12 protein-coding genes and 1 tRNA gene are annotated in these 15,218 nt (G+C 48.9%); 7 read left to right on the forward strand and 6 right to left on the reverse strand.

All coding sequences use genetic code 11. From position 1 onward, the window contains the following. Positions 1 to 74 precede the first annotated feature (74 nt). Positions 75 to 149, forward strand: a tRNA-Glu gene (locus Q0294_RS12470). Between the two features lie 145 nt (positions 150 to 294). On the opposite strand, the gene Q0294_RS12475 is transcribed toward Q0294_RS12470, so the two are convergent. Then, on the reverse strand, positions 295 to 1,485 hold the full coding sequence (locus Q0294_RS12475) for an aminotransferase class I/II-fold pyridoxal phosphate-dependent enzyme (protein WP_299465626.1): 1,191 nt from the start codon (positions 1,483 to 1,485) through the stop codon (positions 295 to 297). Between the two features lie 185 nt (positions 1,486 to 1,670). Here Q0294_RS12475 and Q0294_RS12480 point away from each other — a divergent pair, with 185 nt between their 5' ends. After that, entirely contained in the window at positions 1,671 to 2,777 is a 1,107-nt protein-coding gene (locus Q0294_RS12480) for a GTP-binding protein (RefSeq protein WP_299465629.1), read from the forward strand. A 53-nt stretch (positions 2,778 to 2,830) separates the two neighbouring features. Further along, a complete protein-coding gene (mutY, locus tag Q0294_RS12485) occupies positions 2,831 to 4,078 on the forward strand; it encodes an A/G-specific adenine glycosylase (RefSeq protein WP_299465632.1) in 1,248 nt (415 codons plus the stop codon). 231 nt (positions 4,079 to 4,309) lie between these two features. Here the strand turns inward: mutY and Q0294_RS12490 are convergent, their stop codons facing one another. The 3 genes from Q0294_RS12490 to Q0294_RS12500 all read right to left on the reverse strand — a co-directional run bounded on the left by Q0294_RS12490 (position 4,310) and on the right by Q0294_RS12500 (position 8,332). Beyond that, positions 4,310 to 4,792: a division/cell wall cluster transcriptional repressor MraZ gene (locus Q0294_RS12490; RefSeq protein ID WP_299465634.1), complete on the reverse strand. Its 483-nt coding sequence runs from the start codon at positions 4,790 to 4,792 to the stop codon at positions 4,310 to 4,312. A gap of 1,056 nt (positions 4,793 to 5,848) precedes the next feature. Then, positions 5,849 to 7,222 (reverse strand): Gfo/Idh/MocA family oxidoreductase, encoded by a 1,374-nt coding sequence (locus tag Q0294_RS12495; protein ID WP_299465637.1) that lies wholly within the window; start codon positions 7,220 to 7,222, stop codon positions 5,849 to 5,851. Between the two features lie 327 nt (positions 7,223 to 7,549). Beyond that, positions 7,550 to 8,332, reverse strand: a complete 783-nt coding sequence (locus tag Q0294_RS12500) for a DUF1571 domain-containing protein (RefSeq protein WP_299465640.1) — start codon at positions 8,330 to 8,332, stop codon at positions 7,550 to 7,552. Positions 8,333 to 9,077: 745 nt separating this feature from the next. Between Q0294_RS12500 and Q0294_RS12505 the strand changes: the two genes are divergently transcribed. Beyond that, on the forward strand, positions 9,078 to 9,947 hold the full coding sequence (locus tag Q0294_RS12505; RefSeq protein ID WP_299465644.1) for a hypothetical protein: 870 nt from the start codon (positions 9,078 to 9,080) through the stop codon (positions 9,945 to 9,947). Positions 9,948 to 10,046: 99 nt separating this feature from the next. Here the strand turns inward: Q0294_RS12505 and Q0294_RS12510 are convergent, their stop codons facing one another. Next, entirely contained in the window at positions 10,047 to 10,466 is a 420-nt protein-coding gene (locus tag Q0294_RS12510; RefSeq protein ID WP_299465647.1) for a hypothetical protein, read from the reverse strand. A 507-nt stretch (positions 10,467 to 10,973) separates the two neighbouring features. On the opposite strand from Q0294_RS12510, the gene Q0294_RS12515 reads away from it, so the two are divergent. Beyond that, the gene (locus Q0294_RS12515; RefSeq protein ID WP_299465650.1) at positions 10,974 to 12,257 is read left to right on the forward strand and encodes a nucleoside permease; all 1,284 of its coding nucleotides are present in this window, start codon (positions 10,974 to 10,976) and stop codon (positions 12,255 to 12,257) included. An 89-nt stretch (positions 12,258 to 12,346) separates the two neighbouring features. Here the strand turns inward: Q0294_RS12515 and Q0294_RS12520 are convergent, their stop codons facing one another. After that, positions 12,347 to 13,768: a hypothetical protein gene (locus Q0294_RS12520; protein WP_299465653.1), complete on the reverse strand. Its 1,422-nt coding sequence runs from the start codon at positions 13,766 to 13,768 to the stop codon at positions 12,347 to 12,349. A 543-nt stretch (positions 13,769 to 14,311) separates the two neighbouring features. On the opposite strand from Q0294_RS12520, the gene Q0294_RS12525 reads away from it, so the two are divergent. Together Q0294_RS12525 and Q0294_RS12530 are read left to right on the forward strand one after the other, a co-directional pair. Beyond that, a complete protein-coding gene (locus Q0294_RS12525; RefSeq protein WP_299465656.1) occupies positions 14,312 to 14,962 on the forward strand; it encodes an OmpH family outer membrane protein in 651 nt (216 codons plus the stop codon). A gap of 119 nt (positions 14,963 to 15,081) precedes the next feature. Beyond that, on the forward strand, positions 15,082 to 15,218 hold a 137-nt coding region (locus Q0294_RS12530), incomplete at its 3' end, for a UDP-3-O-acyl-N-acetylglucosamine deacetylase (RefSeq protein ID WP_299465659.1).

Below are 15,218 nucleotides of genomic sequence, written 5' to 3' on the forward strand. Positions count from 1 at the left end.
TTAGAGAAGATGGATTCTGTTTACGTCGTCCGCTTGACTTATCCGACGGAAACCTTAGATTACTCTTTCGCATTGGCCCCATCGTCTAGTTAGGCCCAGGACATCGGGTTTTCATCCCGAAAACAGGGGTTCAAATCCCCTTGGGGTCAATTCAAAGCAACGGTGATTCAACTGAATCACCGTTGCTTTTTTTATGTAGACCGTGATGCGTCTCCGACAGCAAACAATCAACGAAACCGCCACAGAGGTTCTTTCATGCTGCCCGGTCTCAATGGGCGTGGAGACGTGCTACGGTCAATCTGAACTCGGGTTTGCGATTTGAGCGATTGCGTCCGCATGGTGGCGAATGCGAACTACTGCCCGGGCGATCATATCCATATTTTTCTGATCCTTCAGCAGGATCGGATGATGCAATACAACGAGGCTGTGATCGCAGGCAGTCGCGATTGGCAGCTCACCGGCCTGTTTGAAACGTCTGCGACTGTGAATGGCGTGTAATGCCCGGAATCCCGGATACAGGGCAATTCCCTCAGCTTGCATTGACTGGCAGAACAGCTCCCGGGACACGCCTGCAAAGAGTTCGGGGTGATACAGGAAGCCTAATTTGTAATAACCGGGGCACGACGAATCGGTATTCATGTGCTCTGCATTGACCAGACCTGTCAGCCCGGAGTTTTTCCCAAGTTGCAGCAGCAGGTGATTCACGTTCTCGCGACGCGTTTGATTGTGCTTCTGCAGTGACTTTAGCTGAGGAATGAGCAAACCCGCCTGCAGCTCTGTCAGAGGATAGGCCTCATTTCCGCGGTAGGAATAGAGCCGGACCCGCTGAGCGATTTGTGGTGAAGAGGTCAATAATGCTCCACCTCGTCCTGCCGTCAGTAATTTGCTGCCACCAAAACTGAGGATGCCGATATCACCGCCACTGCCGGCAAAACGCCCCTCAATCAGGGCGCCCGGTATCTGGCAGGCATCTTCAATAACGGGAATCCCTCTTTTTTTTGACAGATCACACACCGTCTGCATGGGGACCAGACCGCCGTGCAGGTGGGAGACCAGGATACATCTGGTAGATTTTGTGATCGCCTGTTCCAGCAGGCTGATATCCAGATTGCAGTTCCTGCTGTCGACGTCAACCAGCATCGGCGTGGCGCCGACCGTCAAAATATTTTTAAAATTTCCTTCGAAGTCATAGGCGGCCAGAATGACTTCATCCCCTTTTCCGATGCCCAGCCCTCGCAGAGCAAGTTCGACGGCGACCGTTCCGCTGGAGCAGGGAATCACTTCTTCCTTCTGATGCAGGGCAGCAAGTTCCTGTTGTAACTGCTCTGAATACGGCCCCTGATATTTCCCCCAGGAGCCGGTTTGTTGCGTCTCCTGTAAAACCTGGTTGACCGCCTGATCCGGAAAAGGCCACTCAGGGGGACCTGCTGGAAAACAGGGGGTTCCCCCCAGGATGGCAGGTTTTTCTTGGGATAAACTGTTCATAAGCTTCGATAGCTGAATTTGGTTTTTATGGACGAAATCGGAATTCGTGAACGAGGTAGTATTGTACTTAAGAATGTTTGAGTAAACTATGTATAGCGTACTTTTGCGAACGGCGACCGGGGCGGGTTGGCAGGTTTAGATAATTGTAGTCCCAAAAGCAACTTCCATTAGTGAGTGAGTCGAGCATGTCACATCAGATCAAATTTATTATGGTAGGCGGCTTTTTAGGCGCTGGAAAAACCACGACCCTGGGCAGACTGGCAAAATATTATACCGACCAGGGATTGAATGTGGGGGTAGTGACTAACGATCAAGCTGCGGATCTGGTAGATACGAATGCGCTGCGTTCACAGGGGCTGCATGTCGGCGAAGTGGCAGGGGCCTGTTTCTGCTGTCACTTTAATGCGCTGATGGAGACGATCGAAGAGCTGGGGGCAAAATCAAAACCGGATGTGATTCTGGCAGAACCGGTCGGCAGTTGTACCGATCTGGTGGCGACGGTGATTCAACCCATCAAGCGCCTGTTTGACGCCGAGTTTTCGATTCACCCTTACGCCGTGCTGATGAAGCCCAGTCATGGTAAGAAGATTTTGAAAAATGACAAAGGCTCCGGGTTTTCTCCGAAGGCGGCCTACATTCTGAAAAAACAACTGGAAGAAGCGGATCTGATTCTGATTAATCGCATTGATGAACTGTCGACGGAAGAAGTGGATGAACTCACAACGCTGATTGACGAGAATTTTCCGGGAACCCCGGTACTCAGGACCTCCGCGCTGACTGGAGAAGGCTTTGAGGGCTTGATTGAGTTTCTGGAACAGGATGGCGATTTCGGGAGTAAGATTCTCGACATTGATTATGACATTTACGCAGAGGGCGAAGCGGAGCTGGGCTGGTTGAACAGCAGCGTGCGTGTCTCATCCGAAACGGCCTTTTCGCTGGATCAGTTATTACTGGATGTCATTTCGCAGTTGCAGGTTTCCTTCAAAGAAAAGGGAGTCGAGACGGCGCATCTCAAGACCATCGGTTTGTGGGAAGGTTTTTTTGGTGTGGCGAATCTGGTGAGTAATGACAGCAAACCCAAATTGTCACTGGCTTCCGACTGCACGGTGAACGAGGTGGATCTGATCGTGAATGCGCGTGTGGCCTGTGATCCGGATGCATTGGAAGAGCAGGTCATGGCTGTGTTGCAGAGTTGTGCGAAGACCTTGAATGCGAAGCTGGAGTTTCGTCAGACACAAAGTTTTCGTCCGGGCAGACCCGTGCCAACACATCGTTACGCTGCACCTCAATAATGTTTGATTTCCGTTTTCTCTCACCGGTTTAAGAGTTCGTTCGCTGGGATTCCATGTCTGAGCTGGATGCGTTATTTGATACAAAACGGCGGCGGGGATTTCGTCGGCAGTTATTGTCGTGGTATGCGACTCACCAGCGCGATTTGCCCTGGCGGCGGCTGAATGACCCTTATGCGGTCTGGATCAGTGAAATCATGCTGCAGCAAACCGTGGTGGCGGCCGTCATTCCCTACTTTGAAAAATTTATGGATCGTTTTCCCGATGTGCAGCTCCTGGCGAGAGCCGAGGAGAGTGAAGTGCTGCAGCATTGGGAAGGGCTCGGTTATTACAGCCGCGCGCGGAATATCCATAAAGCGGCCAAAATGCTCGTTGAGGAATTTCAGGGCGTATTTCCTAGGACGGTGGAAGCGTTGCAGGCGCTGCCGGGAATCGGCCGTTATACGGCGGGAGCCATTTGTTCGTTTGCTTATGACCAGCCGGCTCCGATTGTCGAGGCGAATACGTTAAGGCTTTACTCGCGGCTGATCGGGCTTGAGGAAGATCCCCGCTCGAAGGGGGGGCAAAATCAGTTGTGGGAATTTGCGGAGTTGATCCTGCCGCGCAAGTCGCCGGGTGTTTTTAATCAGGCGCTGATGGACCTGGGCAGTCTGATCTGCACGCCTCAAAATCCGGAATGTGATGTCTGTCCTGCCAGCGCGGGGTGTGAAGCATTTCTCAAGCAGCGGCAGCATCAGATACCGTTGCCGAAAGCGCGTCCCGAAATTACGCCTCTGACGGATGCCAGTATTGCCGTCTTCGCGGGGGAGAAGGTGATGATACGCCAGCGAATGCCGGGAGAACGCTGGGCGGGTTTGTGGGATTTCCCCCGTTTGACGTTTGAAGAAATGAATGGTCGCGCGCATCCTGCAGTGGTTCGGAAAAAATCAAACGGGCAAAAACGGCTGTTTGCCGATGAAGCTCAGTGGCAGAAATACGAGGCTGAGATTCCGGCGGGATTATCGGCAGCGGTGATTCCCCGTCTGGAAGCGTATTTAATGGAAAAGGCAGGGGTCCGGGCAGCGGTTCGGCGTTTTGCAGCTGAGATTCGGCATAGTGTGACCCGCTATAAGATTCGTCTGCTCTGTTTTGTGGCGCAGGTTGAGTCGGCTGAGGCGAGCCGCGCTGTTGCTGCTGGCGAAGGAGACGAGGGGCAGTCTGCCTATCAATGGGTGACGGTCAGCGAACTTGCAGACTATCCGCTGTCTGTGACAGGCAGAAAATTCGCGAAACTTCTGGCAGACGAAGTCTCCTCTGCTGATTGATCCGGGCTTGGGTCGGCGCATAAAAAATCCCCATTCTCAAAATTGCCTGAGATTGAGAATGGGGAAACGTATTTGACCTAAGAAAAGAAAACGGCATCCGTGCCAAAAAGACCTTCCATGGAATTTAAGCCTTTAGGGATATCGGATGTGATGGGGATACTGAATGAGTCGCTCACTTTTCCTGTAGTCAAAGACGCTGAAGAACAATGTGTATTGTTGTCAGTTGGTGGGTTAACCAGAGAGTTCTTTAAAGAGTGTTCCAAATTCAGGCATATCCTGCTCGAGCAGATTCTGCCAGGCGACCGGATTCCAGATTTCAACGCAGATGACTGCGCCGATAATCATGACGTCCTGATTTGGTTGAACGCCCAGAAACTCGCGAAAGCCTTCCGGAATCGTACAGCGAGATCGGTTTGCCAATTGGATGGTACGATTTCTGGTCGACAGTAATCGCCCCAGCCGTTGCACTTCATCCCACCGATTTTCCAGACGGTGTGCCTGGATCTTTTGTTTAATCAGATCCACACCCTGCTGTTGCCGGACTTGCCAGTCGGCAGCCTTCCAGAGGCTGAGACATCCTGCACGTTCCTTGGTCAGCATCGTCTCCCCGGATTCGTCGGTAATGGCTTGAGCCATTTCTACGGGAAGTGAAATACGAAACCGGTCATCGACCGTTCGCTTCGTTTCTCCCGTAATAAATGTTTCGCCGCTCATGGCCAGCCTGCAAAAGGGGGACACGTATCTCGAATCTCAACAGTTGAGAGCCGAGTCAGTATTGTACTGGGCGGGTAACCCACAATCAACTAGTTTTCAAAGATCAATTGGGTAAAAAACCCACATAAAAGAGAATCTACAGCTGATTTCTCAAAAAGGCAATCATTGATTGTGGAATTCTCCCGATTTTGTCAATTTTTCTTTTTGGCGCTGTTTTTCGAGTTGTGAAAGCGCCCAGGCAAGGATTTTGCGATGCCGGCTTCCGGTCACGTTTTCTCCGGCGGTGCGCTGCGTTTCCTTAAGTGAAGTGAGATCACTGTTTATAAAAGTGTGACCCTTGTGTCCGAACGCTTTCAGCCGTGGATTTTTAACCGATGAAAACCGGGAGGAGTGCTGCTGATTCAGTTACTGCGTGTCGGGTGATATCGGATAGGATGTTGCATCAGGGGGTGCTGCCATGAATTGGATGGGGGTGCTTTCTGCTGGAACAGGTTCTATGTTACGTGACGACAGCGGTACATCATCATGAAGGGCGTGAGGGGGTCAAGCAGAGTTTCTCCAGTGAATGGAAACAGCGTCACTGTGGAAGCTGATGAAGTGGCTGGGGCCTGTCGTTGATCTGTTGTTGATACCGTTTGAAGTTGTCGCAAAAACCAGTGAATGAATGGAATATCTGATGTCGGTTCACCCTCGCGGTACGAAAAACGAGACGGTTTTATAGTGACCCGATTCACAGGATGAGAAGTTTTCAGCGATGAGAGAAAACTTTCGCTCGTGCGCGCGACTCTTGCAGCGCATTCTGCAGAGGATCGCGATTATGTCAAGCTGTCAAAAAACGCAGAAAATCAGGGGGGAAAATAGAAATTCGGAAAGATTTGGATGTGTCAAGCAAATTTGAGGGGGATCAAATCGGATGTCGCAAAGGAGAGCGAAGGGCGGATGAGATGGATGCATGAGCTACTTGAAAACTCCGTTACCCGGCGGACTCCGAGGTCAATTTGGAGTCCGCCAGGCAGTGGAAGTTTTAGGTCATACCTGAAGGCTGACCGGCGAATTTTAATATTCGCGTCGTTTCAAAATACCTGGCAGTGGTACCGGATAGGAGCCATCGGCGCGGGCCAGTACAGGAGCAGGCGAATCCATCGTCAGCTTGTCGACGTCAGGTGCAAATTCCTGTTCGCAGTTCAGCATTTCATCGTAGGTCACGACTTGCCCTGTATGAGCGGCCATTCTGCCCATCGAAGTGACGAGGCTGGCTTCGGCGCCGCGCTGTACTTCGTTGTAAGGCGTGTTATTACGAATGGCGCTGATCAGGTCATCCCATTCGACTTGATACGGATTCGGTTCCGGCTGCGGATAGGCCCACAGCAGATTTTCATCGGTTTCATTATACCCCTTGTAAATACGGGATTTAGCGGGATGATGTGCCGAAGTCGAGATGACGGCCAGGCCTTTGGTGCCATGTGCAAAGCTCGCAAATTTCTGACGGCAGCCGGGAATGGTGCGGCCTCTGAGGAACATTTTCGTTCCGTCGGCAAACGTGTATTCCACACTGTAGCTGTCGAAGTTCTGATCGACATTATCGCCGCGATAGTGGCGGCCGCCGGAACCATCGGCCTGAACGGGCCAGGCATCTTTCATCCAGCAGCTTTCGTCGATGTTATGAATCAGGAAGTCACTGAAACCTCCACCGCTGGCCCAGAGGAAGCCATGAAATCTTTGGATCTGATAGAGCAGCTCGCTCATTTTCTCTGGCTTTGGGCCTGTTGCAGCAGAACCTGTGGGACCTGCCATCCGGTAGGCTCGCAGTTCCAGGATATCGCCGATCTGCCCATCTTTGATGCGATCATGAAGTTCCTGTCGTGCTTTACAGTGACGGCACATGAGTCCCACGCCGACTTTGAGATTTTTCGCTTCCGATTTTTTAGCCAGTTCAAACATCTTGCGAGTACTGGGGCCATCAACGGTAATCGGTTTTTCCATGAAAACGTTGATGCCTTTTTCGATGGCATATCCAAATTGCACCCAGCGAAACGCAGGTGGTGTTACCAGCAGAACGACGTCTCCCGGGCTGAGGCAGCTGATTGCTTTTTCATATCCGTCAAAGCCAATAAATTTCTGATCCTCGGGAACATCGACTTTGTCACCAAACGATTTTTTGAGACTGTTATAACTGGTCTCCAGTCGGTTATCGAAAACATCCGCCATGGCGACCAGTTTAATCGGACCGCTGGTGGTCGAGAGTGCGTTAGCTGCTGCACCTGTTCCGCGACCGCCGCATCCGACCAAGGCAATTTTGATGGTATTATCTTCGGCTGCGTAAACATGGGGGATCGCAGCCCCGGCCAAAACAGAAGCCCCGGCTGCGAGTCGACTTGAATTCTTTAAAAACTCGCGACGGGATGAGACATTCTTGGGCGCTTCACTCATGTTGGGGCTCCTTGGTTAATCATGGAATAAATAAAAGATCAAAGTAGAATGTGGTTTTATCTGATCAGTCGATCGAAAAAGGAATGCTGAATCAAAATCGATTCTCTGCGTTTCAGGCGGGTAAAGATCTATCAGACAAATACGCATGGTTATATCTGATTATATCAATGCGATAGAGGCAGTTGCAACTTCTTAGTGTGTGTGGGGGGGGCTTATGGGAGAGGAAAAGCAACCGCTCTGTGGTGGCTCAAAGTAATAAAAAACCGAAGGCGAAAACTCGGCCTTCGGTTTTTTATTTGTAAGAGAGGTTAATTTATCTGATTTGGCTTAGAAATTATAACCAGGGTTTTTCGGATCGAAGTCCGCATCCGTCAAACCGGAATTCGTGCGGATGTTGGTATAAGTGTATTCTTCGACCAGTTCCGGTGTGGCATTTCGCTTGGTCGGCCAGTCATATTGCTCTACCCGAACAGGCAGATTGGTTGCTTTATCGATATACAATCTTGTCATATGAAAACGCAGTCCCTGCTTTTGTTCAGGATAGCTGGTCTGGAGGACTTTGCATTGCATGGTGCCAAGTTTTGCATCGGGGAAATATTTGACTGCAACTCCAGCATCAACTTGCCGTTCTTCATTCCACTGCTTCAAAATCTGAAACAGCATTTTTCGGATGCCGATGGTTGTAATCGGATAGCGGCTTTCATCCATTGCCTGGGGGCTGTTTGGCTGAAGCGAGACTGTTCCTACCAGTCCTTTGATTCCAGTTTCATGAGCGAGGATCTGATTTCCATTCCGGCCATGAAAATAAATCACTTCTCTTCCGGTATGTGGCTTCTGGAAGTTCAGATACACACTTAAGGGCTGTTCACGAAATTTGATCTGCATTGTATGTGTGGGCTGCATTTTGCGTCCCACTTTTTCCCGCTTGATGAAGGTCGCTTCAAAGTCTTTGATGGAAGACGTTCCTTCATAACTCTGCATCGCGAGCCGAATTGCCGGATCGAGTGCATGTTCAGAGTCGGGGGCTGCCGCCATCAATGAATTGACCTGTGTCAGATACGCAGTCGCTGTAAGGGTGAGAACCCCTGCGATAGTAGCTGCCTTCTTCATCTGACGGACCAGTACGCTGTTAGTTTGGTAAGTGTTGTGTTTTACCATTGAATTTCGTGACTCCCTTTGTCGAAATCCACTTGCTTCGGACTCAGTTTTGACGCCAAGAACTGTCTCAAAGCCAGTAAGAAATATGGACACTATGTAAGGGAACTTCGGAAAGAATCCCCTATTGTGAAATGATACGGTCTCAGACATTACTATCGAGAACAAATCTTATCCGTGATTTGGCCCAACGCTACTTTATTAATCGAACTAATTGATAAACCGTAATTACTTAGATGACGAGTTCTCCTTGTTTTTTTACAAATTGTCAAGACAGATTCTTTAGTTTATCTCTTTTGACATTTGGTTATTTGTGAGTTCTTTTTGTGTTAGGGTATTTTTGTCTATTTTACAATAAAGCAAGGTCGAAATCATCCAAAGGAATCATTGGGACTTACTTATTTACTTAATTGAGGAGATTTTTAGAAACTCCAATTGTTCCTTTTCAGGTAAATCGGTATGATTCGTCCCCTTGAGTCAGACGGAGGGAGCGATTGCAGGCTCGGCATGTTTTTCTCAGGAAGACGTGAATCAGTGTTTTGCCGGTTCAAATACACAAAAAAGGCAATTCCTGACGAAGAAGCTTGTGGTTGACCACGATGGTTTCTGGTAACCCAAACATTGAGAACAAGGAGTGTTCCCATTGTTCAAATCGGATATTTTCCGATAGCGTGATTGCGAACATGGAGGAGAAACGCAAATGCGCTCCAAATCAAATGACTTTTTTTCAACAATTCTAATGCTGATCCCACTGGTCGCGGTTCCGATGCTGGCCATATTCGGCATTCCGGAAATTGCACCCGTGAAAAAGTCTTCTCTCAATGAAAATGATCTCTTCAGTAGTGGTAGTGAAGGATCTACTAAATCGCAATTCGAAGAAATAGCATTCGACTCCTCATCACATGAAATTGATTTGAGGGGTGAAGCAAATTTCGCAGGTCGATCCCGGTCTGATCAAAATCGGGCAGGCCAGAAGAGTCCTTTTGAGAAAATGGCTGCTGCTCCCCAAGGTTCCCCGAATCGAGAGCAATGGCTGCCACCTGCTGGAGCAATGGAAGGCTGGGAACTGGATACGGCTCCCTCCAAAATCGAAGCGGATCAGAAAATGATCGAATTGACCTCTTCGGATCAGTTGCCAAAACAGGCCCGCGGGAACAATCCCATTCAACAGGCTTCTTTCGAAGGTGCGCAAGCCGGCCCGGATGCAACGGCGTCTTTTGACCAGGGGATTCAGCAGGCTGGGAATGAGAGCAATCCGTTTGAGCAGTCTGCTCCTGCCGATCAGGCAGCAGTGAAAGAGGTGGATGAGCAGTTTCGCGTGCGTGCAGAAACGATGTTACGTCGAGATCCGGCAACCTGGAGTGCCGCCGTTCAAAAGTTGAATGAGCTGGGTATCAGGGATTATCGTCTCGAACCGGGAGTTCGGCCGAACGAGTTTTTGTTTAGCTGTTCCTATTCTCCCCCTCATAATCCGCGTATTTCCAGGCGGTTTGAAGCAGAAGCACTTGATCCGTTGAAAGCTGTGATTAGAGTCTTACAGCAGGTCGATGAGTGGAATCAAAATAAGTGAGCTGACACAGATACGATATGCAATCAGCCCTCTTTGAAATTTCACTCAAAGAGGGCTGATTGTTTTTACGGATCGTAGTTTGCCGGTAATCGAGATGGATTACGCTTCATTTTGCTTATTTTTTTTCTTCTGCTTTATGGTTTTCTTTTTTTCTTCCATTTTCTTTCGCAGCTCTTCGGACTTGGGTGGAGCCTTGCGTTTGAGTTTGGACTGATCTCCAGCAGCCTGTTCTGCCTGCTCGATCTGGCCGCACAGATCAGCGAGAGAAATTTCGACATCCTGCTGTCGATAAGAAGAAGAGGCGGTCCAGGCGCGGCAGCTTTGATGTCCTTCAAAATGATAGCTTTGATCCAGGCTGCGAATGGCGTGGCTGAATTCAATCAGTTCGTCATTGATGGCTGTGGAAGCGGCACTCATGCCAACAGTGGCACCAAGGACGCCAACAGTTCCCAAGACAACCAACTCAGCGGACATAACCAATCCCGCTTCGTCACTCCAGAAATTATTTAACAGATTCATGATCAGACCTCTCAGAAAGTGATGACAGTTCAATTGAGAGTGAGGTGAGAGTGAGTTCCGCCTGTTCCGATTGTATCAGTTATTCGGATTAAACGGATTGTACCGATTATTTCAATTATGTAAATATAGGTAATATGAAAAAAATAGAAAGAATTGATTCTTTGTGGTTAAATGTTCTTAAGTCTCTAATTATAAATTAGTTATGTGATGTTTTTTCATGGACCCATTCAGTGAAGCAATTTGCCGAAATGGTGGTCGTATGTGGCCCATGAGGCTTGGGAACGCTTTGAGGAGGAACTCGTTTCGTGTTGCGAAATTGAGAGGACGCCAACTGACTGGCGGAAAACGAGTGAAGCTGCATGTCCAGCCATCGATCATTCAAGAGAAATTCGTGGGAGTGAATCCCTTTATACTTGCCTGATTTGTGGTTTCGGGACATGATCGTACCGATTAAAGATCCGAAAGCCTCAGTATTCAGCAACAGATCAGAAGAAGGGCCCGCCCAATATGTCATCACAGCAATCACCATTATCCATTGGTATTCGACTCTCAATCATGATGTTTCTTGAGTTTTTCGTATGGGGAGCCTGGTACGTTACCGTGGGAAACTACATGGGTGCGAACGGGATGGGAGATGCGATTTACTGGGCCTATACTGTTGGTCCGATCGCCGCCATTGTTTCACCTTTCGCGTTGGGTATGGTCGCAGACCGCTTCTTTTCTTCGGAAAGAGTGCTCGCGGTGCTGATGATTCTGGGGGGAGTTGTCCTCTATTTTGCTCCCAGTGTAGTGGGCGAAAATGGGGAAGGAAGTACCACATTCATCTTGCTGCTTTTGTTGCACATGCTGTGTTATATGCCAACATTGGGGCTGACAAATACGATTGCCTTTTCCCATTTGAAGAATCAGGAAGTCTGGTTTCCTCTGGTACGTGTTTTCGGAACACTGGGTTGGATTGGTGCCAATATTCTTGTCAGTAAAGTGATGGGAGCAGATATGACTCCCAAGCCTCTCCTCGTTGCGGGGGGAGCTGGCGTTCTCATGGGGCTTTACAGTCTAACGCTGCCTCACACTCCCCCTCCTTCTAAAGGAAAGGCGATCTCAGTCCGCGATATTCTGGGCTTAGATTCGCTGGCCCTCTTGAAGGACCGTTCTTTTCTGGTCTTTATGGCGAGTTCATTACTCATCTGCATTCCCTTAGCCGCCTATTATGCTTACGCACCAGTCTTCGTCGCTGACGCGGGTATTGAGAATCCTGCGTTTAAAATGTCTTTCGGTCAGATGTCAGAAGTTCTGTTTATGGTCTTAATGCCGCTCTTTTTCAAGTTCCTGGGTGTGAAACGCATGCTGCTGTTTGGCATGTTTGCCTGGGTGGTCCGTTATGCCTTGTTCGCAGCAGGTGCCTCTGACGGGGTTTCCTGGATGATCATTTCCGGGATTCTGCTGCACGGAATCTGTTATGACTTCTTCTTTGTGACAGGGCAGATCTATGTTGACCAGAAAGCAGGTCCTGCGATTCGCGCTCAGGCTCAAGGGTTTTTAGTTCTGGCGACCCAGGGAGTCGGGATGCTGGTAGGGGCTTTGATCAGTGGAAATTTAATCAACGCGATTGTTACTGGCGAAGGGCCTGCCAAACTGAAGAACTGGGAAGATTTCTGGATTTATCCAACCGCGGCAGCATTTGTGATTATGATTATCTTTATGCTTCTGTTCAAAGATGATCCCAAGGCCGCCCGGGAAGTGAGCGAGCAAGACGTCGCTAAAGCCGCTGGTACGGAAGAAATGGTGTAAGCTGCCCGATTATTACCAAGATAAATAAAGCCCTCTGTTCAGTTTGAGCAGAGGGCTTTTTTAAATGAGTCGCGATGTTGAGTTATTACTTATCGACCAGGAACCGGAGCAGCCTGCAGTCGGACTGGCATCATGGATTCCACGAGAATGAATTCGGCCCTTAAATCGGATCGGAACCCGCGTTTGCCTGTGACTCCGACCGATCGACCCAAGGCGGCATCCAGATTGATTTGAGGTGACACTGGTTGCAGATAGGCGAGAAATTGTCCATTGGGAGCAGTCAGGGCATGGGTTGGCATACCTTGGCGAACGTTGCTTAAACGCCGCACAATGCCCGCTCCTGAGAACTGGGGTTGAGCAGGCTGTTGTACGACCCCTGGTTGGGGAATCGTAGGCTGAGGGGCGCTTGGCTGAGGGAGTGGCGTTAGCGGTGGATTGGGTTGCGTTGTTTCTATTGCAGGCTCGGGAGTCGGGGGGAGTAAGCTGCCTGTTCCCGGGATAGTTTCGGTAATGGTTTCCGGGCTGGGATAGCGACTGGTTTTATTTTGATCGGGAGCCATCGAAACCAGTTCTGCATCACGCTTACTGGTCTCTTCTGCCAGTTTGAGAAAATCCTGATATTCTGACTGCACTTTTCGATAGCGTTGGACGGCTTCGAGTCTCAAGTCAATTTTACTGGCAATAGCGGGATGTTTGATTTCCTGCTGTAATGTTTTGTAGTCCTGCTCTAACGCAGTCAGATCCCAGGCGGTCGGTTCTGCTTCAATCATGGTCCGAAATTGGGTATCAATGGTTGTGATGGCCTGCTTGGCAGCGGCAATCTGTTCTTCTTCAGGAACACTGCGGCGAGCTGAGCCGTCTGTGGGAGTTTTGATCATTTCCTGCTGAGGGGCAGGGGAATTATTTTTTGCGATGCTTTGAGTAAATGGATCATTTCCGCCGTTGGCAATCGGAGAATCGATTGGGGAAGGGGCACTTTTTCCGGGTTGATACTGGTCTGTGGGAAGCAGCAAATGACCTTCGACCCACCGCCATTCTCCAACGGGGGGTTTGATCTGATACATCAATACGTTGCCAAACTCTGACGGCACATTTTTGCTTCCCAGGATTGTGACTTCATCATTTTTGGAAAGACGGATCTGTTCGACATCGCGGGATTCACCAAAGGCACTTCCGACACGAACCACGACGCCATTTTCAGTAACCCGGCCACGATCGGAGCCCACTTTTTGAATGTATTCAGCCCGCACCCAACTGAAGCTCCCCTGGGGAGGCGTAATCATGAACCAGCCACCCGGATCGTGTCGATGGACGGTAACGCGGCTGCCTCTTTTGAGTTTGAGGGTGGGATAATAACGACTTCCATTGCCGCTTCTTACCAGCGCTTCGTCTGCATTAACGACCGCTTCGTAGGGAAATGTGCGTTTTATTGCATAAACATCGTCAGCAAGGCAAAGAAGTAGCCCTGTTATTAATAAAGGTGTCAGGATCCAGCGGTCTAAGGGACACATGGAAATAAGCCTCCGTGCTGACTTTAAACAGCCCATTTGAAAGGTATTAATTGAGGTGTCGAAGGTGATTGAGTAAACAGAATTGTTTTTGAATCACGAATCGAATTGGATTCGAATGAGGGATAGGTAGAGATAGAGATTTTGAAAGAGGGGCGTTTAATAATGGAATTGAAAATTTAAGGCAAGACCAAAAAATGAATTGAGTACGAAAAAGGCGTTTATGTCCTGTAAATTACTTCGAAAAACGCTTGTGCGGAATTTTTATGCAGGTTCTCGTCTTAAAATAGTAGGTGAAAGCCTGCTTTTTCGTATTGACGTAAAATTCAAACTATGCAAAATTATCGACCTCTCAGTCGGATCAGTGTGTTTCATATGACATGAATACAGCTGCCCAATCAAGATAAAACAGCATTTTCAAGAGATTTTGACTACGAGTTGTCATCCAGAGGCTGGGGTCAACTTCGTTACCAAATAGAGAAAAAATTCAGTTCGTTTGATTACCACTATGGAGAGTGGTCCATTCTGCAAAGGAGTGCTTCGGTCGTGAAAAAAATATTTACTTCAGCTACAGTTATTACCATCGCCGGTTGTTTAACCTGTTTCAATGGAACAGCGTCTGCACAAACTGCCGCGCCGGCTACTGCAAAGGCAGTAGAACACAAAGTGGGCCTGATTGATATGGCCCATGTTTTCAAACATTACGAAAAATTTACGGCGTTACGCGAGGAGTTGAAAACAGAGATTCAGGATAGTGATACTAAAGCAAAAGCAATGGCTGAGCAGATTCAAGCCGTGCAAAAAGAGATGCAGGATTTCAAACAGGGAAGTCCTGAGTATTTAGCACGCGAGAAACAGCTGGCACAGGCTGCTTCAGATTTTGAAGCGTTTCGTAAAGTTGCTCAGCGTGATTTCCTGCGGAAAGAGTCACGCATCTATCACACCATTTACATGGAAGTGACAGACACCGTCAAGAAGTATGCCAAGATCTACAATTACACTTTGATCATGCGTTTTAATCGGGAAGATCTCGATACTGATGATCCAAAGAAGCTGATTCAAGGTATGAATCGCCAGGTGGTTTACCACCGTGCCGACGATGACATCACGCTGTCCGTTCTGGATTACCTTAATCGAAGCTACAAGCCAACTGCATCCGCTACCGGGCCTGCTAAACCTGGTACTCAACAGCGCTAATCCGATTGCTTTGATCAACCTCTCATTGGATGCAGTGCAGGTGTTCCGACCCGCCTGCATCCTTTTTGTGATTTTTTCAGCACTTCATGTAGTATGCCGTCAGCGAAGGAGTAGGGGCGATGCGAACTCGAAATCAGAGAACGCTGGCCAGATCATTGGAATGCACCGGGGTTGGGATCTTTTCCAACTCTGATGTAAAGATTCGTTTCTGTCCGGCTCCGGAGAATCATGGAATTCAGTTTATTCGAACGGACCT

This window comes from uncultured Gimesia sp. (genome assembly GCF_937919775.1).
Taxonomy (GTDB): Bacteria; Planctomycetota; Planctomycetia; order Planctomycetales; family Planctomycetaceae; genus Gimesia.